Annotated in this window: 26 protein-coding genes; 15 read left to right on the forward strand and 11 right to left on the reverse strand. The window is 41.4% G+C overall.

All coding sequences use genetic code 11. The features are described from left to right. The first annotated feature begins 65 nt into the window (after nt 1-65). The 13 genes from H3299_RS02960 to H3299_RS03020 all read left to right on the forward strand — a co-directional run bounded on the left by H3299_RS02960 (nt 66) and on the right by H3299_RS03020 (nt 11864). Complete coding sequence (locus H3299_RS02960) at nt 66-758, forward strand: glutathione S-transferase family protein (protein ID WP_182418842.1); 693 nt, start codon at nt 66-68, stop codon at nt 756-758. Next, nucleotides 739-1878: a tRNA epoxyqueuosine(34) reductase QueG gene (gene queG / locus H3299_RS02965; protein ID WP_182418843.1), complete on the forward strand. Its 1140-nt coding sequence runs from the start codon at nt 739-741 to the stop codon at nt 1876-1878. The genes H3299_RS02960 and queG overlap by 20 nt, the downstream gene beginning before the upstream one ends. Next, the gene (locus H3299_RS02970; protein ID WP_182418844.1) at nt 1875-2735 is read left to right on the forward strand and encodes an SDR family oxidoreductase; all 861 of its coding nucleotides are present in this window, start codon (nt 1875-1877) and stop codon (nt 2733-2735) included. The genes queG and H3299_RS02970 overlap by 4 nt, the downstream gene beginning before the upstream one ends. 157 nt (nt 2736-2892) lie before the next feature. Then, on the forward strand, nt 2893-3804 hold the full coding sequence (gene mepA, locus H3299_RS02975) for a penicillin-insensitive murein endopeptidase (RefSeq protein WP_371739827.1): 912 nt from the start codon (nt 2893-2895) through the stop codon (nt 3802-3804). Between the two features lie 26 nt (nt 3805-3830). Further along, nucleotides 3831-4835 carry a glucokinase gene (glk, locus tag H3299_RS02980; protein ID WP_182418846.1) on the forward strand — a complete coding sequence of 335 codons (1005 nt, stop codon included), beginning with the start codon at nt 3831-3833 and terminating at the stop codon, nt 4833-4835. Nucleotides 4836-4921: 86 nt separating this feature from the next. Then, nucleotides 4922-5728 carry a 4-hydroxy-tetrahydrodipicolinate reductase gene (dapB, locus tag H3299_RS02985; RefSeq protein ID WP_182418847.1) on the forward strand — a complete coding sequence of 269 codons (807 nt, stop codon included), beginning with the start codon at nt 4922-4924 and terminating at the stop codon, nt 5726-5728. A 59-nt stretch (nt 5729-5787) separates the two neighbouring features. Then, on the forward strand, nt 5788-6405 hold the full coding sequence (locus H3299_RS02990) for a 2,3-bisphosphoglycerate-dependent phosphoglycerate mutase (RefSeq protein WP_182418848.1): 618 nt from the start codon (nt 5788-5790) through the stop codon (nt 6403-6405). A gap of 202 nt (nt 6406-6607) precedes the next feature. Continuing rightward, a complete protein-coding gene (locus H3299_RS02995) occupies nt 6608-7756 on the forward strand; it encodes a homoserine O-acetyltransferase (RefSeq protein ID WP_371739828.1) in 1149 nt (382 codons plus the stop codon). Next, nucleotides 7749-8378 (forward strand): methionine biosynthesis protein MetW, encoded by a 630-nt coding sequence (metW, locus tag H3299_RS03000; RefSeq protein WP_182418850.1) that lies wholly within the window; start codon nt 7749-7751, stop codon nt 8376-8378. Before H3299_RS02995 ends, metW begins: the two co-directional genes overlap by 8 nt. Before the next feature lie 3 nt (nt 8379-8381). Continuing rightward, on the forward strand, nt 8382-9377 hold the full coding sequence (locus H3299_RS03005) for a phosphotransferase enzyme family protein (protein ID WP_182418851.1): 996 nt from the start codon (nt 8382-8384) through the stop codon (nt 9375-9377). A gap of 63 nt (nt 9378-9440) precedes the next feature. Beyond that, the gene (locus H3299_RS03010) at nt 9441-10055 is read left to right on the forward strand and encodes a GntR family transcriptional regulator (RefSeq protein WP_182418852.1); all 615 of its coding nucleotides are present in this window, start codon (nt 9441-9443) and stop codon (nt 10053-10055) included. Nucleotides 10056-10252: 197 nt separating this feature from the next. Next, nucleotides 10253-11128, forward strand: a complete 876-nt coding sequence (locus tag H3299_RS03015; RefSeq protein ID WP_210276130.1) for a DMT family transporter — start codon at nt 10253-10255, stop codon at nt 11126-11128. A gap of 4 nt (nt 11129-11132) precedes the next feature. After that, complete coding sequence (locus tag H3299_RS03020) at nt 11133-11864, forward strand: alanyl-tRNA editing protein (RefSeq protein WP_182418853.1); 732 nt, start codon at nt 11133-11135, stop codon at nt 11862-11864. Between the two features lie 21 nt (nt 11865-11885). Here H3299_RS03020 and H3299_RS03025 read toward each other — a convergent pair whose 3' ends face one another. The 11 genes from H3299_RS03025 to phoR all read right to left on the reverse strand — a co-directional run bounded on the left by H3299_RS03025 (nt 11886) and on the right by phoR (nt 21562). Then, nucleotides 11886-12746, reverse strand: a complete 861-nt coding sequence (locus tag H3299_RS03025; RefSeq protein ID WP_182418854.1) for an NlpC/P60 family protein — start codon at nt 12744-12746, stop codon at nt 11886-11888. A 26-nt stretch (nt 12747-12772) separates the two neighbouring features. After that, nucleotides 12773-14155 carry a M17 family metallopeptidase gene (locus H3299_RS03030; protein ID WP_182418855.1) on the reverse strand — a complete coding sequence of 461 codons (1383 nt, stop codon included), beginning with the start codon at nt 14153-14155 and terminating at the stop codon, nt 12773-12775. A gap of 134 nt (nt 14156-14289) precedes the next feature. Further along, nucleotides 14290-14724 (reverse strand): hypothetical protein, encoded by a 435-nt coding sequence (locus H3299_RS03035; protein WP_182418856.1) that lies wholly within the window; start codon nt 14722-14724, stop codon nt 14290-14292. 433 nt (nt 14725-15157) lie between these two features. Then, nucleotides 15158-16126 carry a type I pantothenate kinase gene (gene coaA / locus H3299_RS03040; protein ID WP_182419615.1) on the reverse strand — a complete coding sequence of 323 codons (969 nt, stop codon included), beginning with the start codon at nt 16124-16126 and terminating at the stop codon, nt 15158-15160. Nucleotides 16127-16146: 20 nt separating this feature from the next. After that, nucleotides 16147-16467, reverse strand: coding sequence for a phosphoribosyl-ATP diphosphatase (locus tag H3299_RS03045; RefSeq protein ID WP_182418857.1), 321 nt, complete (start codon nt 16465-16467; stop codon nt 16147-16149). Nucleotides 16468-16476: 9 nt separating this feature from the next. Then, the gene (hisF, locus tag H3299_RS03050; protein ID WP_182418858.1) at nt 16477-17271 is read right to left on the reverse strand and encodes an imidazole glycerol phosphate synthase subunit HisF; all 795 of its coding nucleotides are present in this window, start codon (nt 17269-17271) and stop codon (nt 16477-16479) included. Nucleotides 17272-17282: 11 nt separating this feature from the next. Then, entirely contained in the window at nt 17283-18029 is a 747-nt protein-coding gene (gene hisA / locus H3299_RS03055) for a 1-(5-phosphoribosyl)-5-[(5-phosphoribosylamino)methylideneamino]imidazole-4-carboxamide isomerase (RefSeq protein WP_182418859.1), read from the reverse strand. Further along, entirely contained in the window at nt 18026-18676 is a 651-nt protein-coding gene (gene hisH / locus H3299_RS03060; protein ID WP_182418860.1) for an imidazole glycerol phosphate synthase subunit HisH, read from the reverse strand. The genes hisA and hisH overlap by 4 nt, the downstream gene beginning before the upstream one ends. 68 nt (nt 18677-18744) lie before the next feature. After that, nucleotides 18745-19341, reverse strand: coding sequence for an imidazoleglycerol-phosphate dehydratase HisB (hisB, locus tag H3299_RS03065; protein ID WP_182418861.1), 597 nt, complete (start codon nt 19339-19341; stop codon nt 18745-18747). Nucleotides 19342-19575: 234 nt separating this feature from the next. Beyond that, nucleotides 19576-20205 carry a histidine phosphotransferase ChpT gene (gene chpT, locus H3299_RS03070; protein WP_182418862.1) on the reverse strand — a complete coding sequence of 210 codons (630 nt, stop codon included), beginning with the start codon at nt 20203-20205 and terminating at the stop codon, nt 19576-19578. 103 nt (nt 20206-20308) lie between these two features. Next, nucleotides 20309-21562: a phosphate regulon sensor histidine kinase PhoR gene (phoR, locus tag H3299_RS03075; protein WP_182418863.1), complete on the reverse strand. Its 1254-nt coding sequence runs from the start codon at nt 21560-21562 to the stop codon at nt 20309-20311. A gap of 762 nt (nt 21563-22324) precedes the next feature. Here phoR and ppk2 point away from each other — a divergent pair. Both ppk2 and H3299_RS03085 read left to right on the forward strand, forming a co-directional pair. Continuing rightward, a complete protein-coding gene (ppk2, locus tag H3299_RS03080) occupies nt 22325-23272 on the forward strand; it encodes a polyphosphate kinase 2 (protein ID WP_246708124.1) in 948 nt (315 codons plus the stop codon). Nucleotides 23273-23297: 25 nt separating this feature from the next. Beyond that, nucleotides 23298-24167 carry a transporter substrate-binding domain-containing protein gene (locus H3299_RS03085; protein ID WP_182418864.1) on the forward strand — a complete coding sequence of 290 codons (870 nt, stop codon included), beginning with the start codon at nt 23298-23300 and terminating at the stop codon, nt 24165-24167. Nucleotides 24168-24225 lie beyond the last annotated feature (58 nt).

Consider the following 24225-nt stretch of genomic DNA (forward strand, 5'->3'; position numbering starts at 1 on the left):
GGTAATTTACTTTATTTCCTATAGTTTGAAATTAGGTTTTTTAAATTGAACGAAATGTGCCGCATATGCTGACGCTTTTTCAACATCCCATGTCTTCTGCCTCGCGCTTTATCCGCCTTATTCTCAATGAATACGGGGTTGCTACCAATTTGATTGAAGAATATGAATGGGCAAATCGTCGTGAATTCAAAGCATTAAACTTAGCTGGTACTGTACCTGTATTGCTTGCAGAGGGCGAAGTTGCCATTTGTGGCGCAACAGTCATTTGCGAATATCTTGATGAAACACGCGGTACTTTTAATCGTGGCGCACCATTTTTTCCGCAAAATCCGTTGGAACGCGCCGAAGTGCGCCGCGTTATTGACTGGTTTTTAAATAAGTTTGAAAATGAGGCTACTGTCCATATTGTTCGTGAACGAGTTTATAAAGGTGAAATGACCACAGCCCAAGGTGGTGGTGCACCTGATTCGACCATTTTGCGCAACGCACGTAATAATATTCGCCCCCATATGCAATATTTGGATTGGCTTGCCGCGACGCGTGATTGGATTGGCGGTTATACGCTAACCTATGGTGATCTTGCTGCTGCCGCTTCTATATCAGTGCTTGATTATATGGGCGAAATTGATTGGAGCCATTATCCCGCCGCACGTGATTGGTATGCTCGCTTAAAGTCTCGCCCGTCCTTCCGCCCATTGTTAAATGATCGCATTCGTGGTCTTATGCCGGTCGCTCATTATGCAGACCTTGACTTTTGATAAGGCTGTAAAGCTTAAACAATTTATTGCTAGCGAAGCAAAGGCGCATGGTTTTGACCTTTTTGCCATTGCTAATCCAAAATCGGTACTTGATGCCGGTGATCGTTTAAAGATAGCGGTTGAGCATGGCTATCATGGCGATATGGAATGGATGAAAGAGACACTGGAACGGCGTCAATCCCCACAAAATCTTTGGCCAGAAGTGCGTTCTGTCATTATGCTGGGGGTTAATTATGGACCAGAGCATGATCCACGCTTGGATGCAAACAGTACGGATAAGGGAAATATATCCGTTTATGCTCGCCATCGTGATTATCATGATTTAATCAAAGGGCGGCTTAAACAACTAGCATCGCGTTTTGCTTCACGCGCTGGCGGTGAGGTTAAGGTTTTTGTAGATACCGCACCAGTGATGGAAAAGCCTTTGGCTGTTGCTGCAGGGCTTGGCTGGCAGGGAAAGCATACCAATCTTGTTAGCCGCGAATTTGGTGCTTGGTTGTTTTTAGGCTCTATTTTTACAACCCTTGAGCTGCCCGTTGATGAAGCCGAAATTGACCGCTGCGGCTCCTGCAAAGCCTGTCTTAATTCTTGCCCGACCAATGCTTTTCCAGCTCCCTATCAATTAGATGCACGCCGTTGCATATCTTATCTGACGATCGAGCTTAAAGAGCAAATCCCGCATGAATTTCGTAAAGCCATTGGTAACCGTATTTATGGTTGCGATGAATGTTTAGCTGCCTGCCCATGGAATAAGTTTGCCCAGCACACCAATGAGATTAAATTGCAAGCACGGCCAGAACTTATGGAACCAGATTTGCGGTTTTTCCTTGGTTTTGATGATGCGAATTTTCGCCAGTTTTTTTCGGGCTCACCAATAAAACGCATTGGGCGAAATAGGTTCATTCGCAATGTGTTATTGGCAGCTGGTAATAGCAATGATAGAACATTTATTGAGGATATTAAGGCGCATTTAAATGATGGTGATGTTCTTGTACGTTCTATGGCGGTTTGGGCATTAAAGGAACTTATGTCATCAAACGAATTTGATGGCCTTCGCCAATTGCACATGCGCCAAGAAAATGATGATATGGTTAAAATTGAATGGGGAATAATGTCATGAAGTTTTTTATTTTTGGTGCAGGATTTAGCGCACGAGCTTTTGCAAGGCTAAATAAAGAAGCGGTAGCAGGTACAACGCGCAAATTTGATAAATTTGAGCTTTTGGAAGATGCTAATGTAAAGCCCTATATTTTTGATGGCATCAATTTAAGCGCGGAAATTATCGCAGAACTATCCGACACCACTCATCTTATTGTTTCTGCGGCGCCCAATGAAACAGGCGACCCAGTATTACAAGTTAAAGACATTGATGTGTTGTTACCAAAATTGCAATGGATTGGCTATTTATCAACCGTTGGCGTTTATGGTGACCATCAAGGCAATGTGGTTGATGAAGAAAGCAGTTGCAAGCCAACGACGGAACGCAATCAAATGCGGGTTATTGTTGAGCAAAATTGGCTTGATTTGGGCAAGAAACTTAATGCCAAGGTTGCAATTTTACGTTTGGGCGGCATTTATGGTGCTGGCCGCAATGCCTTTAATAAGCTTAAAAATGGCACTGCTAACCGGATTATTAAGCCTGGGCAAAAATTTAGCCGCATCCATAGCGATGATATTGCCGATGTTTTACACTATTTTGCACAACATCATTTAGGCGGCATTTTTAATGTTGCGGATGATGAGCCTTCACCACCGCAAGATGTCATTACTTATGCAGCTGAAATTATGGGTGTTGAGCCGCCGGTTGAAGTACCCTTTGAAAAAGCAGATTTGTCACCCATGGCACGCTCTTTTTATGGCGATAACAAGGTTGTCTCCAATAAAAAATTAAGACAAAGTGGTTATGATTTCAAATATCCAAACTATCGCGATGCGCTTAATGGCATGTGGCGTGATAATAGTTGGGAAAGGGAATAAGCATTTGCAACAAAAGTGCGTAAGCGGTTTTGTGTTCGCAAAATGCGTTAGGTAAAAATAGATTTGCAACAAAAGTGCGTAAGCGGTTTTGTGTTCGCAAAATGCGCTAGGTAAAAATAGATTTGCAATAAAAGCGCGATGTGGCTCATTGCAAATGATGCGGTTAAATAAGAAAGGCGGCAGCATGAAAAAGAGTTTTAAATTTTGTCTGGCTTTATGTAGCCTAAGTCTGTTTGGTCTTTTTTATGCAGGTAGTGCACAAGCTGATCAGCCTGCAAAACAAGCATTTAGTGCCCAAAAAACGCCAACAGGCGGTGAGCCAAAGGCGATTGGGTTTTATTCCAAAGGCTGTTTATCAGGTGCAATGCAGATGCCCATTGATGGTCCCAATTGGCAAGTTATGCGTTTGTCGCGCAATCGCAATTGGGGACATCCAACGACAATTGCATTTTTGCAGCAATTATCACGTGACGCCGCCAAAGATGGTTGGCGCGGTTTATTAATTGGCGATATTTCACAGCCACGTGGTGGGCCAATGCCGCAAGGCCATGCCTCGCATCAAATTGGTATGGATGCCGATATTTGGTTGATGCCAATGCCAGCGCGTAAATTAAGCGCTAAAGAACGTGAAAATATGCAAGGCGTATCTATGCTTAAAGGTAAAAGCCTTTATGTTGACCCCAAAAAATGGACACCTGCCCATGGTTTTCTCATTCGAGATGCCGCCTCTAGCCCACTAGTCGATCGTATTTTTGTGCATCCTGGTATTAAAAAGCAGCTTTGTGAAACAGCAACGGGCGACCGTGCGTGGCTTGGCAAAGTGCGCCCTTATTGGGGGCATATTTGGCATTTTCATGTTCGGTTAAAATGCCAACCTGGATCTCCTGCTTGTGTTTCGCAACCGCCAGTACCCAAGGGTGATGGCTGTGGTTCTGCTTTAGCATGGTGGTTTACTGATGAGCCTTGGGTACCCAAAACACCTAAAAAGCCGACAGAGGAAGAAGAGCAACCAAAAGAAATGATGGTATCAGACTTACCAAAAGCTTGCGCTGCCCTGCTTAATGAATAGATAAATAACATACTGAGTGAGGTAAAATGCACGAGGAAAAATCAATTATCTTTCCTGTTTTAATTGCCGATATTGGTGGTACTAATGCGCGCTTTGCTTATCTAACAGATAGTGCAAGTGAACTTTTGTTGTTTGATAGTTTAAAAACTGCTGATTTTGATAATATAGATCAGGCGATTAAGCGTAATATTTTACCTCATCTTAAAAAATCTCCTAAAACACTCATCATTGCTTGGGCAGGGCCAATTGATGGGGTGGCACCAAAGCTCACTAATTCCACGTGGTTTATTGATAAACAAGCCTTGGCCAAAAGTTTGGATTTAAAAGCCATATGTTTGCTAAATGATTTTGAGGCACAGGCTTTAGCCACAACAGTTTTACCAGCTGCACACTTGCAGCAAATTGGCGGTAAAATACATGGAAGCAATGCATCGCGGGCAATTTTAGGTCCAGGTACAGGCCTTGGTGTTGCTGGGCTTATTTCATTTAAATGGCAATATTTACCAATTGCTGGTGAAGGTGGGCATATCGATTTTCCTTTAAAGGGTGAAGATGAAATTGCGCTTTTTAAATATCTACCATTACTTGAAGGGCGCTTAACGGCAGAAGAAGTTTTAAGTGGGCGTGGGCTTTTAGCCATATATCATGCACTTTGCAAAAAGAATGGTGTTGTGATTGATTTTACATCTGCCGACAAGGTCAGCCATGCAGCTTTACATGACAATAATCATTTGGCACGGCAAGCGATAGATTTGTTTTTAAAGTGGTTGGCGCGTATTGCTGGCGATATTGCACTTATTTTTAAGGCAAAGGGCGGCGTTTATATTGGCGGTGGCATTGTACCACGGCTTTTGCCTTTGCTTGATGAAAGTATATTTCGTGATGAATTTGAAAATAAAGCACCCCATCAATGGTTGATGCAGGATATGCCAATTTTTATCATAAAGGATTCAAATTCTGCTTTAACAGGCATGGCAGGTTTGGCTAAAAAACCAAAGGATTATTTAGTGAATATTGATTATTTTTCTTAAAATAAATTTGCATGTTTTCTCTTTTGATAGTTGCGTTCTTTCTGGCTAAAGTTCATTATAGAATAGATGAGTTAAAGGAGATTTTAATGCGGCTTGCAGTTGTGGGTGCCGGTGGGCGTATGGGGCGCGAATTAATTCGCACAATTAACGAAATTGACGGCGCAGAACTAGGCGCTGCAATTGAGCGTAGTGGCTCCGACCTTATTGGCAAAGATGCAGGGCTTCTGGCTGGACTGGAAGAAAATGGCATAAAAATAACCGATGATGCATTGGCAGCTTTTGCAGCAGTTGATGGCGTTATCGATTTTACATCACCTGTTTCTAGTCTTGTTTATGCTGGCTTTGCAGCACAAGCGCGCATTGTCCATGTTATTGGTACAACGGGATTTGAACAAAAAGACGAAGCGGCTATTTTAGCGGCTTCCCGCCATGCAAAGATTGTTAAATCCGGTAATATGAGCCTTGGGGTCAATCTTTTGGCAAGCCTTGTCAAGCAAGCAGCAAAAGCCTTAGATATAGATGACTTTGATATTGAAGTGGTGGAGATGCATCACCGTAAAAAGGTTGATGCGCCATCAGGTACCGCGCTTTTATTGGGTGATGCCGCAGCAAAAGGACGCGAGCAAAACTTAAACGAAGTAAGTGTGCGTGGCCGCGATGGTATTACTGGTGCGCGTGAAGCGGGCACAATTGGTTTTGCCGCCTTGCGTGGTGGCACAGTAATTGGTGAACATTCAGTTATATTTGCGGGTGAAAACGAACGCATTGTTTTATCGCATATTGCCGAAAATCGCTCAATTTTTGCTCGTGGGGCAATAAAAGCTGCACTTTGGGCGCAAGACAAGCCGCATGGCCTTTATTCTATGGCTGATGTGTTGGGGCTTGAAGCTTAGCACAAGTAATTAGTTTAACTATTTTATAAAATCCAATCTCGCAAAAGGAAGAAACAGATATGCAACGCACACTTGTACTTGTCCGTCATGGTCAAAGCGAATGGAATCTTAAAAATCTTTTTACTGGCTGGCGTGATCCAGGATTGACCGAGCAAGGTCATCAAGAGGCGATTAGCGCAGGGCAAAAATTAAAGGCAGAAGGACTTCAGTTTAATATTGCCTTTACTTCGGCTTTAAGCCGCGCACAGGTGACCTGCCAACATATTTTAGACGAGATTGGCGAGCCAAATTTGCAAACCATCCGCGACCAAGCTTTGAACGAGCGCGATTATGGTGATTTATCAGGTCTTAACAAAGATGATGCTCGCCAAAAATGGGGTGAAGATCAAGTTCATATTTGGCGCCGTTCCTATGATATTGCACCACCAGCAGGTGAAAGTTTACGTGATACTGGCGCGCGTGTTTGGCCTTATTATATCCATAAAATTCAACCGCATGTTTTGCGCGGTGAATCGGTGCTTGTTGCGGCCCATGGCAATTCATTACGGGCATTAATTATGGCACTTGAAGGCTTAACCCCTGATGAGGTGGTAAAGCTTGAGCTAGCGACTGGTGTGCCAATTGTTTATACCTTAAATGCTGATTCAACCATTGCGACTAAAAAAGTGCTTGGTTAAATCTATCAAAATTAAGTCATTGAGAAGCTGTGCGCCCTAAAGATGGGGCGAACAGCTTTTTATTTCGTACTTAGCAAAATTAATACTTATGCAAAAATACGTTGTAAAACTGATTGAGTTATGGCTAATATCGTTGCATTAACTCTTTCTAGACGGTGCAACCGAAATGAATAATTCGATACCCAATCCTGCGGGTGGCATTATGCTTGCCCAAGCGGTGCAGCCTGACAGCAAAATTGTCAAGTTTGGCCCCGATAATCCCCTTATTCTTGATAGCGGTGTGACATTATCACCCTTTCAAATTGCCTATCAGGACTATGGCACTTTAAATGCAGATAAAAGCAATGCTATTCTTATTTGCCATGCTTTAACCGGCGATCAACATGTTGCTAATGATCATCCCGTTACCGGTAAACCGGGTTGGTGGGAATCATTGGTTGGCCCTGGCAAAATAATCGATACAAACAAATATTATGTTATTTGCTCCAATGTTATTGGTTCATGTTTAGGTTCATCTGGCCCAGCATCGCTTAATCCGCAAACAGGACTTCCTTACGCACTTGATTTTCCAGTCATTACCATTGGTGATATGGTACGGGCGCAAGCCATGCTTGTCGATCATATGGGTATTGATACATTATTTGCGGTTATTGGTGGCTCCATGGGCGGCATGCAAGTGTTGCAATGGGCATCAAGCTATCATAGTCGTATGTTCTCGGCGATTGTTTTGGCAAGTGGCGCACGCCATTCAGCGCAAAATATTGCCTTTGATGAAATTGGTCGGCAAGCGATTATGGCTGACCCCAATTTTCATGAAGGGCGCTATTTAGAAAAAGGCACTGTACCACGCAAAGGTTTAGGTGTTGCGCGTATGACTGCCCATGTCACCTATTTGTCAGAAGATGCCTTACATCGCAAATTTGGTCGCAATTTGCAAAATCGCAGTAATATCACCTATGGATTTGATGCAGATTTCCAGATCGAAAGCTATTTACGCCACCAAGGAAGTTCTTTTGTTGAGCGTTTTGACGCTAATTCCTATCTCTACCTCACCCGTGCTATGGACTATTTTGATCTTGCTAGCGAGCATGATGGCCAATTGTCAAAAGCCTTTGCGGGCATTAAATCGCGGGTGTTTGTTGCTTCTTTTTCATCTGATTGGTTGTTTTCTACCAAAGAAAGCCGCAGTTTTGTTCACGCGCTAAATGCTGCGGGGGCAGCGGTTTCCTTTGTTGAAATTGAAACCGATAAAGGACATGACGCATTTTTACTGGATGAACCAATAATGTTTTCGGCAATTAATGGTTTTGTTGCATCGGCTGCTAAAGCAAGAGGGCTAAAAGATGAGTGACATAGCAAATCTTAGTGCCAGCCTTTCGCGTGTGGATTTTGACGTAATTGCCTCGCTAGTGCAGCCACAAACACGCGTCCTTGATGTTGGTTGCGGTAATGGCTCGTTGCTTGAATTGTTAATTGAGCGAAAAAAAATTGATGGGCGCGGTGTTGAATTATCACAAGAGGGCGTCGATCTTTGCATGGCACGCGGCCTATCGGTTATTCAAGGTGATGCCGATAGTGACCTTATTTATTATCCCGATCAAGCCTTTGATTATGTGATATTATCCCAAACCTTGCAGGCAACACGCAATCCTAAAAATGTACTCGATAATCTTCTGCGTATTGGCAAACATGTCATTGTGTCGATTCCCAATTTTGGCTATTGGCGAGTGCGCGCTTCACTGTTATTTCGCGGTAGAATGCCGGTTACCAAAGAATTACCTTATAGTTGGTATGACACGCCCAATATTCATTTTTGTACGATTGAGGATTTTTTGGATACGGTGCGTGAGTTAAATGGGAACATTGAGGAAAGAGTGGTGCTTAAACGCTCTGGTGAGCGGGTGAGTTTCCGGCTGCCTGAAGCTGCTCTTAATATGTTTGGGCAACAAGCTGTGTTTTTGTTGCGCCGTTAAACCATGTTTTATACCCGTCACAGATTAGCGTTTTTAGCCGCCCTTGTTAAGGATAATATTAGGCATTGGGGTTTTCACTCCAATGCTGAAGTTTCTTTGCTTACCTATTCGGAAAATGCTGCCTTTATTATTCAAGATAAGGGGCAAAAACGTGTGCTTCGTGTTTATCGACCGCATTATCATAGCAATGCAGAGATATTAAGCGAATTGCAATTCATGCAAAAGGTTGAACAACAAGGCAATATTATTTTGCCCCATATTTATAAAACCAAAGATAATCAATATTTTTTAACGATTAGTGCAGAAGGCATTGATTGGCGAATTGCCTGTTTTTCATTTATCGAAGGTATTGAGCCTAAAATATCTGATAATTTACCACAATGGTTTGAAAAGTTGGGTGGATTAGCGGCGCATTTACATAGCATAACACGAGACTGGCCATCTCAAGATGCTAATAGTCAAAATATTTTTACCCGCAAAAGCTGGGGCTATGAAACCATGATTGGTAAAAATGCCTATTGGGGTAATTGGCGAGCAGCAAGGCTTGACGAAAAAAATAAAGCCTTACTTGAAATTTGCGATGCACAATTAAAAAATGCCTGTGAAGCGCTAACAAATAAAGGCACCAAATTTTCGCTTTTACACGCCGATTTGCGCCTTGCCAATTTGCTTATGCATGGGAACGAATTAGCGATTATTGATTTTGACGATTGCGGCTTTTCTTGGCTTGGTTTGGATTTTGCCAATGCTATTAGTTTTATTGAAAATGAGCCGATCGTGCCCTTGTTGCAAGATCAATGGTTGAGTGGCTATTCAAAGGTAAGTGAGCCCGATAAAGATATGATTGAATCCTTGCCTCATCTCATCATGATGCGGCGCATGCAGCTAACCGCTTGGTTGATGAGCCATAGTGAAACGTCTACGGCTATCACACTAAATGATCAATTTGGCTGTATAACAAGCCATCTTGCCAAAATATATTTAAACAAGCATGGTTGATTTAACTGTTAAAAAGGCAAATTAACAATCGACTTCATAAAATAATGAATTATCTATTGGATCATGGAAAAAACGCTTCAAGAACCAATCGCTGATAATATTGCTAAAATCCTTGCCGAGCGAATTATTCGCGGCGAGATGCAAGCTGATGAAAAACTGCGGCAAGACCATATCGCAATTGAGTTTTCAACCAGCCATGTGCCGGTGCGTGAAGCGTTTCGCCGTTTAGAAGCTATGGGCTTGGTGGTAAGCTTACCAAGGCGCGGCGTTAGGGTTTCTTCCTTTACTAAGGATGACATGCGCGAAGTGGCGCAAATGCGCGCATCATTAGAGGCTTTGGCTTTGCGCCATGCAGCTCCACATTTAACGCCTGCCATTTTAGAAAAGGCTGAAGAATTAACAAGTTTGGGAGAGGCGGCCCGCGATGTTGCTACTTGGGAAGATGCTAATCGGCAATTTCACCGCTCTATCCTTGCGCCTTGTAACATGCCGCGATTAATGAGCACGATTGATGAATTGCATATTGCTAGCGCACGCTTTGTTTTTTCTGGCTGGCGAGCCGAATGGGAAGCACCAAGTGACCGCGATCACCGTGCTATTTTAGATGCTTTACGCAAAAATAATATCGATTTAGCAGTAAGTGTCCTTGCTCGCCATATCGACTGGAAACGTGCATAATTTTCTTTGTTAGGATTGTGTTTTTGCACTTTGCTTTTGTTTATACGTTTTTATTATATATAGTGGCTTTGTCATTTAAAACCCATGTATAGATTTTAAAAATAACAATATTTTATTTTTATTATAGATTTATAGCAAATTTTTCTCATAATGATGATCTGTCAAAAATATTAATCATTTTTAAATGTGGGAAAAGAGTGGCAAATAATAGAACCAATAATAGCCGTGATGTTTTGCTTGTTCTGCTATTTGTTAGCTGCTTGGCATCAGGTGGTATTTTTGTGCGAATGAGTGATCTAGGGCCGATTAATACTGGCCTATGGCGCATTGTATTTAGTATTCCAATTTTACTGCCATTTTTACTTTATGAAAAATCAACAACAAGCTATAAGCCACTATCGGGCAAGGATTTTATCCTTTTGGCAATTGCCGGAGGCTTTTTGGCCGGCGATTTAGCAATTTGGAATATTTCTTTTCATTATACAACTGTTGCTAATGCCAATCTTTTAGCCAATTTTGTACCTTTGATTATTATTCCAGTATGTTATTTTATTTATAAAGAGCCAATATCGCGCAATTTCTTTTTGGGGGCGATTGTTATTCTAATTGGCGTAGTCTTGCTAGTTAGCGGTAAATCCACAATTACATCAGTTAATCTGCTTGGTGATAGTCTTGCCTTTTTAACCTCGATATTTTACGCGCTATTTTTGTTGATGGTTTATAAATTGCGTAACCGTACTAGTGCTGTACAGATCATGTTCTATAGTGGTCTTGGTTCAATTGTGACACTATTTTTCATATGCTTGATGACTGAAGGCATTCAATTTCCCAATACATGGTATGCTTTTTTCCCAATTCTTGGACTAACGGTTTTTTCTCAAATTTTAGGGCAAGGCGGCTTAAGTTACAGTTTGGGGCGTATTTCTGCCTCTTTTGCCTCTATTCTTGTTTTAACTCAGCCGGTTATTTCGGCAATTTATGCGTTTTTGTTTTTCCATGAAAGTTTGACATGGATGGAAGTACTGGCAATGTTTATCGTTTTGGTTGGAATTTATCTCGTTAAAAGGAAATAGCCTCATGGTTGATACGTTGAAACTACATATTAATGATGCCTATCTTAAACAATGCGAGGCAAAAATTATTGATGTTTTTGATAATATCGTGGTGCTCGATCAAACAATTTTCTATGCAGAGAGTGGCGGCCAATTAAGTGATAGAGGCGAAATTGTCTTATCTGATGGAACAGTTTTTAAAGTTGAAAAAGTTATAAAATCTCATCCAATCAGCAATGAACAAGGGGTTTTTCATATTATTGCGTGCGATACGCCACTTGATCGCGGTAGCTTATTAAATTTGCCTGTTATCTGTAATATTGATTGGGCATATCGCTATAATATCATGAAGATGCATAGCGCAGCCCATCTTTTATGCGCGATTTTACCCTACCCAGTTAATGGTTGCCAAATTAGCGATACTGCTGCGCGGCTTGATTTTGTAACAACCGATGCTTTTGATAAGGATCTTATCAATGGCAAGTTAAGCCAATATATTGAAGATGCTTTGGAAATAAGTCAAGATTTCATCACCAATAATGAGCTGGCGCAAAATCCTCAGCTTGTACGCACATTAAACGCGGCGCCACCGCAAAATAATGATAAGGTGCGATTGGTAAAAATTGCCGATATTGATATTCAGCCCTGTGGCGGAACCCATGTTAACAACACCAGTGAAATCGGCAAGATTGAAGTTGCAAAAACCAAAAAAGTAAGCGCCGAATGTCGGCGCTTATCTGTTGGATTTGTTGCCTAAAAAGACACGTAGAATTGTCGCTTACAGGCTTTCAGGCCTGCGATAGCAGGTTGGGCGGCCATAAAGCTTGGCAATACGCGAGATAGCCTCATTTAATGGCTCAATCCGTACATCCATGGAAGCACCATTGGCATGAATGAGGTTATCCTTATCAATCATAATAGCAACATGTCCTTGCCAAAAGACAAGATCACCACGCTCGCTTGGCAAGCCTTCTGGTATTTCATGGCCGATGGAATGTTGTTGCATATCACTATCGCGCATGACATTACGACCAGCCATTGCAAAGGATAATTGCACAAGGCCGGAGCAATCAATACCAAAGGCTGATGTGCCCCCCCATAAATAGGGCGTATGGATGAGGCTTTCTGCAATACAAACAAAATCAAGGGCACGCACATCAATTGGCTCAATATGCGCGGCAATGATTGCTTTGCCATCTTCAAGCATAGCATAGCGCGTGCCGCGTGTTTCTTCAAAACCATCAATGGTTAGTTTGGAATTCATCGAAATGGCGTCAATTGGTGGCGTTTTTAAATCTGCCATTGGGTAAATAAAACTGCGCGGTACTTTAACGCGGTGGGTGAGGGGACGTTTGTCAACGCTGAGATGACTACTGGCGACATATCCGACATAGCCATCTTGCAATGAACGGATAAAGCAAAAATCATTGTGATTTTCAAAAACGAGTGCTTCATCACCAAGTAACATTTGGCTTAAAGTAGAACTAGAAAAGTTAGCGGCTTTTTTAATATCGCTTACTGGCGCAATAATACGATGTTTAACACCTTCAACGAATTTTTGTGCATTAACGCGTCCTTTTAAGGTGATATCTGCAAGGTCATCACGATAGGCATTAAGGCGAGGATCAAGTTTTTCCATTTATTTGGCCTTCTAATTTGCAAAGATTATTTACAATATAATAGCTTAATCGCAGCAAAAAGTGCTCTTATGCCTTGTGCTTCACCACCTTTTGGAAAACTTGGGCGTGCTGTTGGTGTCCAACCGTAAATATCAAAATGCGCCCAAGATTTTGCTTGTTCTACAAACTGGTTTAAAAACAAGGCTGCAGTGATTGATCCAGCAAATCCACCGCTTGTGACATTGTTTAAATCGGCAATCGGTGAATCGAGATGTTTCTTATAAGCAGGCCAAAGTGGCAATTGCCAAACTGGGTCATGTTGAGCAAGGCTTTGCGCGTTAATTGCGTTAACCAAATTTTGGTCATGGCTATAAAATGGTGGCAAATCAGGCCCTAAGGCAACACGCGCGGCGCCGGTTAATGTTGCCATGTCAATGATTAAATCGGGTGCATCTTCATCGCCATAGGCAAGCGCATCGGCGAGTACCAGTCTTCCTTCTGCGTCGGTATTGCCAATTTCAATAGTTAAGCCTTTGCGGCTGATTAAAATATCGCTTGGGCGAAATGCATTGCCAGCAATTGAGTTTTCCACTGCAGGGATGAGTAGTTTTAAGCGCACATCGAGCCTTTGCTCCATAATCATTTGGGCAAGACCAATAACATTTGCAGCGCCGCCCATGTCTTTTTTCATTAATAACATGCCGCTTGCTGGTTTAATATCAAGACCACCAGTATCAAAACAAACACCCTTACCAACAAGAGTTATTTTGGGCGCATCTTGCCGCCCCCAGTTAAGTTCAATCAAACGCGGCGCAATAGCGCTTGCACGGCCAACCGCATGAATAAGCGGAAAATTTTGTGACAGCAAATCATCACCAATAACGGCATGGACTGACGCGCCAAATTGATTGCCAAGCATGCGGACAATGTTTTCAAGCTGGTCAGGCCCCATATCATTGGTTGGGGTATTGATGAGATTGCGTACAAGTATTGTGCTTTCAGCTTGGCTTAATAGCGTTTTATAATCAATGTGGCTTGGCACAAAAAAGCGTAAAGCCTTTTCACTTGGTTGTTTCAAATAGCGATTAAATTTATAAGCACCTAAGGCAAGCCCTAAATAGTGTAAGTGCTGCAAATTTTGGTCATCATGAAAATGCCAATCACCATCGGGTAAGGCGTCTGCTAATTTTCCAGTAATAAAAGCGCCATTGTCTGGACAGTTTATGAGTACTGCGCCACAAAGATCGCCTTGTTCGTTAGGTAATAATGCAAATGCCCCTGATTTTGCTTTAAAATTTTGTGCTTTTAGCCAATTTGCGCTGAAATTTGATAGCGGCAGCGTTGCAAAATCGCGCTCATTTGTAAAAAATATGGGTAAACTTGTGGCTGCTAGATTGGTTGTGAAAGTAATATTTAAATGAATATTCATAAAGCACCTTTTAATTTCAAAAATAATCTTGCTATAATCTGTGACGTATTATTTGCTTAAACTTAAGTCGGATTAATATATGATAATCCGCCTATTTTTTGAAAAAAATCAAGTTAAAAGATAAAATTGAAAAACTAACTTTGTTCTTGTCCTTTAGATATTGATGTGAACAAGTTATATTTTTTTAAGTTTTTAAAAATGATGGCAATATCAGTATATTTTTCATCATAAATAATAAGATGGCTGCTATTTGCTAGCGCGCCCTCACCATATTGATAAAATTCATTGGAAAATAGCAAGATGCACTCATCAAGCTCATCATTAGCGCTTGTTGTGCAAAATAGATTATTATCAATTAAAATGTCATCAATGTAATCTTCAATTTTATTGGCATCGCTACCATAGATAAAGAAATTCTGATTACCATTTTTAGCAAGATTTAAAATAAGGCTTTTTGGTAATTGGTTTTGTTGTAACCCAATCAATACAACATTCTTATAGGGTATATTTTCAATAGACTCATGAGGCTTATTGATATTAATAATGTTTTTGTCATGCTTGATAATCACTATCATTTCCTAATAAATTTTCGCGTGTTCTTTTGAGGATAAGATTTATGCGACATAGGTTAAATGGATGAGTATGTCATTTCTCGTTAATCTTAGAAAATTAAGCATATTAGTGATATTTTAGCACAAGATTTGATTTTCGTCTATTTTGAGTGACATGCTCATTGCACAGGTTTTAAAAAACATGCAATTATTTATGTGGTGTTGAAAACAAAAAACCACAAAGACCAGAGCCTTTGTGGTTAAAAAACTTTAAAATGTTTAAGTTTTAGTCATTACAATAAGGCTTATTAATACGGTGATTAATTGCACCATGTTCAATCAATATTTTGATTGTGCCAGCATTACGGTTGCGACAAGCAAATGAAAAAGAACTAAAATATATGGAATGCAAAACAATCTTGCTTTTTATTCAATTTAAAAGAATATGTCTTTACAGCTTTCTAAGCGCAACTTTTTCAACCAAATGATTTTGACCTTTGCGCAAAATGAGACTTGCTCTTGGCCTGGTGGGTAAAATATTTTCTTCTAAGTTTTTTAGGTTGATATTATCCCATAAGCCTTGTGCCATTGCACCTGCCGCATCATCACTTAGGCTTGCATAGCGATGAAAAAATGATTGAGGGTTTTGAAAAGCGGTTTCGCGTAGGCGTTTAAAACGCTCTAAATACCATTTATTAATCATGGCTGTATCAGCATCAATATAAATGGAAAAATCAAAAAAATCTGAAACAAAGGGAATAGCCCGCCCACCGCTTGGCAAGTCGCGTACTTGCAAAACATTGATACCTTCAAAAATAAGAATGTCCGGTTGGTCAATGGTGATATATTCACCCTCCAAAACGTCATAGCTTAAATGTGAATAAAGAGGAGCCGGTACCATGTGGCGGCCAGCTTTAATGTCATTTAAAAAACGTAAAATTTTACCTGTGTCGTAGCTATCTGGAAAGCCTTTGCGATCCATGCGGTTTTCAGCGCGTAGCACGTCATTAGGATATAAAAAGCCATCTGTGGTAACAAGGTCAACCTTAGGGCTCGTGGGCCAGCGCTTAAGCAGTTCTTGCAAAATACGTGCAGTAGTTGATTTGCCAACCGCAACCGATCCTGCAATACCAATAATAAAAGGCGTTTTAGGAATATTTTGCATACGTAAAAAATCGCTGCGTTGCCTAAAAAGCCTTTGCGAAGATTCTACATGGGCATAAAGCAAGCGCGATAGTGATAAATAAATGCGTTGTACTTCGTCAAGGTCAATAGGATCGCCAATCGAACGTAACCGCTTAACTTCATCAAATGTCAGGGTTAATGGCGTATCAGCGCGAAATTTTGCCCATTCTTCTGCCGAAAAAAGACTATAAGGAGAATATTGACCGTTTAATACATCATAGCTCAAATCAGGCATTTCGATTGCAAGGGCATTATTCATGGCTGACGTGCCGCCTTTTCTTGCAAGCCAGTTTGCGCCGTTCGTTTTTCTAATTCGGCCATAACATCATCAACATTAATGCCCGCAATTTCCCAAACAACAGCAAGATGATAAAGAAGGTCGGCGCTTTCACCAATTAAATGCTGCTTATCTTCGGCAAGGGCGGCAATAACCGTTTCAACTGCTTCTTCTCCAAGCTTTTTAGTGGCTTTCGTCATGCCCTTTTCAACAAGACTTGCCGTATAGGAGCTGCCATCAGTAACTTTAGCGCGCGTACCAACAATATTGGTTAAAGTCTTTAAGGTAAATTCACTCATATCATTATCTCAATTATTGTCGCCAACGGGGTCAAGTCGCATAGGCAAACCTGCCTTTGCCATATAATGTTTGGCTTCACGAATTGAATAGGTGCCAAAATGGAAGATCGAAGCCGCAAGCACCGCTGTTGCATGGCCATCACGAATGCCTTCAACCATGTGTTCTAATGTGCCAACGCCGCCAGATGCAATTACTGGTACCGATACCGCATCGGCGATCGTCCGGGTAAGTGCAATATCATAACCTGATTTGGTACCATCACGGTCCATCGAGGTTAGCAATATTTCGCCAGCACCGCGTTTTACCATGTCTTGTGCAAAGGCAATGGCATCAATGCCGGTTGCTGTACGTCCACCATGGGTAAAAATTTCCCAGCGCGGGTTTTCGTCTTGCGGGTTTACGCATTTGGCATCAATCGCCACAACAATACATTGATTGCCAAATTTATCCGCACCCTGTGAGACAAGATCAGGATTTTGTACCGCAGCGGTGTTGATCGCGACCTTGTCGGCACCTGCCAATAATAAATTGCGCATATCTTCAACTCGTCTCACGCCGCCACCAACGGTTACAGGCATAAAGCAATGTTCTGCGGTGCGGGCGACAACATCAAATATAGTTTCGCGATTATCGGACGATGCGGTAATATCAAGAAAACATAATTCATCAGCGCCAGCCGCATCATAAGCGCGAGCAGCTTCAACTGGATCACCAGCATCAATTAAGTCAACAAAATTGACACCTTTGACAACGCGGCCATCTTTTACATCAAGACAAGGAATAACCCGTGCTTTTAAGCTCATTTTATGCCCTTTCAAGAATTGCTTGTCGCATTGCCATTTTTAAGCAATTGTAATGCCTCATGTGGATTAATACGCCCGTCATATAAAGCGCGACCAGAAATAGCACCGTTTAAAATCGCCGCATCGCTTTGGGTTAGGCGTTTAACATCATCAATGGAAGCAAGCCCACCCGAGGCAATGACGGGAATGGTAACCGCATTGGCAAGTCGCAAGGTTTCATCAAAATTAATACCGCTCAAAATGCCATCGCGATCAATATCAGTGTAGATGATAGCGGCAACGCCAGCGCCTTCAAATTGTTTGGCAAGGTCAATTACGTCAAGTTCTGATTCTTCCGCCCAGCCTTCAACCGCAACCTTGCCCTTGCGCGCATCAATGCCAACAGCAATATGGCCTGCAAATAATCGGCAAGCTTCCCGCACAAGGGCGGGATCACGCACAGCAACAGTGCCAAGTATAACACGGGCAAGCCCCTTGCTAAGCCAATTTTCAATATGCTTAATTGTGCGGATACCACCGCCAAGTTGCACGGGATTTTTAGTAGCTTTTAAAATTGCGTCAACCGCATCACCATTCATGGATTTACCAGCAAAAGCGCCATCTAGATCCACGACGTGCAACCATTCAAAGCCTTGTTGTTCAAAGCTTAAAGCTTGCGCGGCAGGGTCTTCATTATAAAGGGTAGCCGCATTCATATCACCTTTGATAAGACGCACGCATTGACCTTGTTTTAAATCGATAGCAGGATAAAGTATCAAGGCATCCACTCCAGAAAATTGGCAATTAATTGTAAACCGAGGCGTTGGCTTTTTTCAGGATGAAACTGCGTACCAACAATATTATCGCGACCAATCATTGCGGTGATAGGGCTACCATAATCGGTTGTGGCTATTAGTTCTTGCGGCTTTTCACATTCAAAATGATAAGAGTGAACAAAATAGGCATGGAGCCCATCACTACCGGTTGGAATTTGCGATAATACTGGGTGATTATTATGTACGCTCAAAGTGTTCCAGCCAATTTGCGGAATTTTATAATCGCTTGATTTTGGTTTGATAGGCACAACATTGCCGCCAATCCAATCAAGTCCCGCGGTTTCGCCTTTTTCTAAGCCGCGCCGCGCCAAAAGTTGCATGCCAACGCAAATTCCAAGAAATGGTTTGCCGCCAACAATCACTTCTTCATTAAGGGCAGTAATCATGCCGGATAAATCTTGAAGGCCTTGTTTACAGTCGCCAAAAGCGCCAACGCCAGGCAAAACAATGCGATCAGCCTGCGCTAAGTCTTCGGCTTTATCGGTTAATAATATTTCAGCCTTAATTGCGTGATCATGGGCAGCGCGCTCAAATGCTTGCTGAACCGAGCGTAAATTACCAGAACCATAATCTATAATTGCAACACGCATTTAATTTTCCTTGTTGCCTTTTATGAGTGCCTTATTCCAAGCTTTTAAAGAGCTGTGAAACAGTTTTATCAACCTTGCAGTGAACCCTTGGTTGATGGGATAGCATCGGGTTGGCGCGGATCGCTTTCCATGGCTGTACGAAGGACACGGGCAACGGCTTTAAAACAGGTTTCAGAAATATGGTGATTGTTAACGCCATAGTGATTAGTTACATGAAGGGTAATGCCCGCATGTTGACTTAACGCTTGAAAGAATTCTCGCACCAATTCCGTGTCAAAGCTACCGATTTTTGCAGCATTAAAGTTAACATTCCACACAAGAAATGGGCGGCCAGAAACATCAATCGCTGCGCGGGTTTCGGTTTCATCCATGCAAAGATCAAGTGATGCATAACGAATAATGCCCTTGCGCGTACCCAAAGCCTTATCAATGGCTTGACCAAGGGTGATGCCGCAATCTTCAACAGTATGGTGGTCATCAATATGTAAATCACCATTGGCAGTAATTTCCATATCAATCAATGAATGGCGGGATAATTGTTCAAGCATATGATCGAAAAAGCCGATGCCAGTATTGATATTAAATTGCCCTGTGCCATCAAGGTCAATTTTAACAGTAATATCAGTTTCATTGGTTTTACGGCTTAACGAGGCTTTACGTGCCATAGTCTGTTCCCTCTTATTTATCGTTGCGCCACTATAGCTTGCCAAGCCTATAGTGAAATGCTTGATTAAGTTAGCGTGACTATCTATTTTTCTCGCCACAAAATCAACATTAAAACACTTAATTTATAAGAGACGATAGCATTTTATAACAGTTTAAAGCACTTTTAAAAAAATAAAGCGGTTAAAGAACAATTTTGCTTTAACCGCTTTGTCGTGATCTATACCGAGAAAATTCTAGCTTGCTGAGAAAATAATTTCAGTTGGTAAAACACGAATATCAATTTTCATATGGGCTAGTTCTGCAAGTAATAAGGTATAATAGGATTGCACGGCATGACCATCCACCGGTTCACCCGGTAAGTCGCCATTAAATAATTCAACAAAGCGCGGCGGAATTCGTAACATTTTGCCACTCACCGCAATGGTGAAAATGGTTTTATCATTGTCGCGGCTAAGATTGACTTTGATTTCGCCACCGCGCGGAATGGAGCCATTTGCAATAAGTAAAAGATTGAGCAGCAATTTTACTTCATTTTTTGGCAAAAGCATGCGTGTGCCTTGCCAAGATAATTGTGCCTTTTCATTTGCCATATATTTTTGTGCAACTGATTCAGCATCGCCCGTATCAATTTCCATACCGGCAGAACCTGCCGCACCATAGGCAATCCGGGCAAATTGCAGGCGAGCCGATGCATTGGTTGCCGACATACGGATAAGTTCAAGGGCATCTTCCTCGGCGCCGCCTTCATCATATAATTCCATTGCATTATTAATAGCGCCAATTGGAGAAATGAGATCATGGCAAATGCGGCTTGCAAGCAGCGCGGCAAGATCTTGGGCTGATAGAGTGATGGCGAGGGGCATGGTAACTCCGCTTTTGAAAAATGCATATGGACTATTTGGTTTGGTTATAAAGCAATGAAGTGAACAGTTTCCTAATCATTTGCTTGAAACGTTGCTACATCTTTTAGTGAAGATCGTCGGCAGGATTGGTTAAAAGGGTTTCTTTGTTGTTAGAGGCCGGCAAAATGACGGTGAAAGTCGATCCTTCGCCAAGTTTTGAAGTGATTTCCAATTTGCCGCGATGTTGAGTAATGATATGCTTAACAATGGCAAGCCCAAGACCAGTCCCTTTATGCGCTCGGCTTATATCGACGCTTACACGATAAAAACGCTCAGTGAGGCGCGGTAAATGTTCTGCCTCAATGCCCATACCATAATCGCGAATGGCAATATGAATTTGTGTACCGACAGATTTAGCTGAAACCACAATTTTTTTGCCTGAGGCCGCATATTTTAAACCATTTTCAACAAGGTTTTGAAAAAGTTGGATCAAACTGTCGCGATTGGCGGCAAGGGCAGGCATATCCTCTTCAAGGTTAAGTTCAATATTAACATCATTTTTGCGGGCAAGCGGTGTTAATGTTTCGGTCACGTGGCGTAGTAATTTCGCGGTATCAAGCCGTTCAACCATTCCTGGGCCTGTTTGAGTTTCAAGGCGTGAAAGTGATAGCAAGTCATCAATTAAGCGCGACATGCGCTCTGCCTGTTCTTGCATGATGATAAGAAATCGCGCCCTAGCTTCGCTATCATTTTGCGCAGGTCCACGCAGGGTTTCAATAAAACCACGTAGCGATGTTAGTGGCGTGCGCAATTCATGGCTAGCATTGGCAACGAAATCCGTACGCATACGCGCCAAGCGATGCATTTCTGAATGGTCACGAAAATGGCAAACAAAAAGGTCTTTGGTGATTGGAATAATCGCAAGATTAAACCATCGCCTTTCTGCGCCTTTTTCACCATATTCGATGCTACGTGCAACGCCGCTTGCTGTAACATTGCGAAAAAGGTTTGATAATTCGGGAGCGCGGAAGCGGGCAAAGAGGCTTTGGTCACGGCTGAGACCAGAAAATGTTTGATAGGCTGCATGATTAATAAAGCTGATATTGCCTGAATGGTCAAAAAATACCAAGGGATCATTAAGGGCATTAGCCAGTTTTTCTGCATCAAATTGCATTATGTTTGCGGGTCGTTTTTCCAAACTTATGCGTTCAGATAAACGGATCAAACGTTTTATCAGCAATATCAAACGGCGAAAATAAAATATTTCAAAACCTAAAACAATGATACACCAGATAAAAACTATATTGCTTGGGAAAAACCAAATGGCTGGCAAAAGGCTAAGCCCTATAAGTGTAGCAATTATTCCAAGGCTTCTCATTATTCGTTTTACTCCAATTAGTAAGTCACATAGGGCATTGGGTTGGTAAGTTAAGTCGCTTAAGTAATATATTTATCTGATGTATTGGTTTACATAAAACTAAATCAATATATTTGCAAAATGCCCCATTAAAAATCTCATGTTACTGAATTTATTTTATAAGTAATATCGAACTTGCTAATATTTTTCGCTCCTCTTTCATTTAGCTGCAAAAAAGTTAATTAAAATCGGAATCAATAATATGTCACTATGACAAGTATTATATTACATCAGTTGATAATCCCCATTTTAATTACGCTATCTTGTTTTTTAAGATAAGGGCACTGTATCCATATGCATCAATGTCGAACGAGCAGGGCATATTGCCGCAGCTAATAATATTGTATGGAAAATATCTAAAATTGTGGCCTATTTGGTAGCCGAAAAAATACCTGAAATTTAGAACGCGAGTTTTTTTAAGATTGATTCGAATAAAGGTAAAATTCTGCTAGAATATTTAATATCTATATCGGGGGTAGTTAAATAGAATGGACAACAAAATAAGGCCAATTTTACAACTTAGCTTTTCTAGATTTTATAAATTATGGTCCTAATAATAGTTTAAATTTAAAAGCATTAAAAATTGTGCTACATTAGACTAGAGTTGGTCATTGTAATTGCTTAAAACTTATTAGTGATAGCTGAAATCTATTTGACTTAAAAACTATTTAAATTGTGATTTTATACAGATACAATATCAAAAATAGCAAAAAGGAGCCAATCGTGAGTGAAAAGCCAAAAAAAAATGGTAAAAAGCCTAAAGTTGACGGGATCGAGCTTACTCTAAATGGCAAAAAGCGGGTATTTAATATTAGTGATCCCAAATTGCCCGATTGGATTGAAAAGCAGGCAATGACATCAGGCGGTTATCCCTATACGCAAAAGATGAACCGTGATGAATATGAAAAAATGCTTTTGGCTTTACAGATCGAGCTAGTGAAATTACAAGGTTGGCTGCAAGATCAAGGTGGTAGGGTCGTTATCTTGTTTGAAGGGCGCGATGCAGCAGGAAAAGGCGGTACAATTGATGTATTACGTCAATATTTAAATCCGCGTTCTGCACGAAATGTGGCGCTACCAAAACCGGACGAAACTGAAAATGGGCAGTGGTATTTCCAACGCTATGTACAGCATTTTCCAACTCGTGGTGAATTTGTAACCTTTGACCGTTCTTGGTACAATCGTGCAGGAGTTGAATCGGTTATGGGTTTTGCAAGTCCTGCGCAAGTGGATCTATTCTTATCCGAAGTTCCTTCATTTGAGCGCTTGATTGTTTCTGATGGTATTCGTTTCTTTAAATTTTGGCTCGATATTGGGCAAGAAATGCAGTTGAAACGTTTCCATGAACGCCGCCATAGTGACCTAAAACATTGGAAATTTTCAACAATGGATGAGGCGGGCATTTCCAAGTGGGATGACTATTCCAAAGCAACAGAGCGGATGGTAACTGTTTCGCATAGTGCTATGGCGCCTTGGACGATTGTGCGCTCTAATGACAAACGTCGGGCTCGTTTGGCGGTTATACAGAGAATTTTATTATCAATTCCCTATACAGATCGCGATATTAATGCCATTGGTGTGGAAGATGGTAATATTATTGGTCATGGTCCATCGTTCCTACGCGAAGGGGATGGATTTGAAAAGAATTTTACCTCTGATGATAAATCCTAACCAGCGTGAGATTTAAAGCTTTGATATGAGATTATGTTCGACTTATACCTTCCGTAGTCTCAGACTGCTTTTAAGCCTTATCACTATTATGGCTTTGTTGCTACCATGGTCAAGTCACGCCCAGCAGCGTGACTTACCACATTTTTTTTACAGCAAAATAAAACCAGTAAAGCCTGACTTGAGCCAATATGAAAGGGTGCGGTTTTTAACTATAGTTGATTTTCCACCCTTTAATTATCTCAATAATGATGGTGTGCTATCGGGCTATAATGTTGATCTTATCAGAGCTATTTGCGAAGACCTTGATATTGTTGCGCGCTGTCAGGTTGAAGCTTTGCCGTTTGATGAGCTGCAAAAACGCCTTTTGGATAAGGGGGGTGAAGCTATTATTGCCGGCCTAAGTCCAACAATGGATAACCGCCAATATTTAAGATTTTCTCATGTCTATATCGCATTCCCCGCCCGTTTTATTGGTCTTGCTAGCAATATTATGTCGGAGCCACTGAGTGATAAACTTAATGGCACAAAAATTGGTGTTGTTGCAAAGACTGGCCATGAAATTATGGTGCAGAGTTACTTTCCAAAAGCTGAAATCATCAGCTTTAAGGATTACGACACGCTTTATAGTGCAGTGTTAACCGGTGATGTTGTGCTTGGTTTTGGTGATGGCATGCGCTTTTCGCTTTGGCTTTCGCAACCTGATAATGGCGGTAAAGCGCAATTTGTTGGTGGTCCTTATTTGAATAAAGCATTGCTTGGCGGTGGTATGCAAATTGCTGTGCGTGAGCAGGATGAAAGTCTTGCCAAAGCCTTTGACTATTCACTTAGCCGATTGGAGCAAAGTGGTAAGTTGCAAGAACTATATTTGCGTTATTTTCCAATTGGCTTTTATTGAAATTGTGAATTTTATTGAAATTGCATTTTTAAAAAACTGCCTTTAAAAAAAGGGGCTT

This window comes from Bartonella sp. HY038 (assembly GCF_014117425.1).
In the GTDB taxonomy this organism is placed as follows: domain Bacteria; phylum Pseudomonadota; class Alphaproteobacteria; order Rhizobiales; family Rhizobiaceae; genus HY038.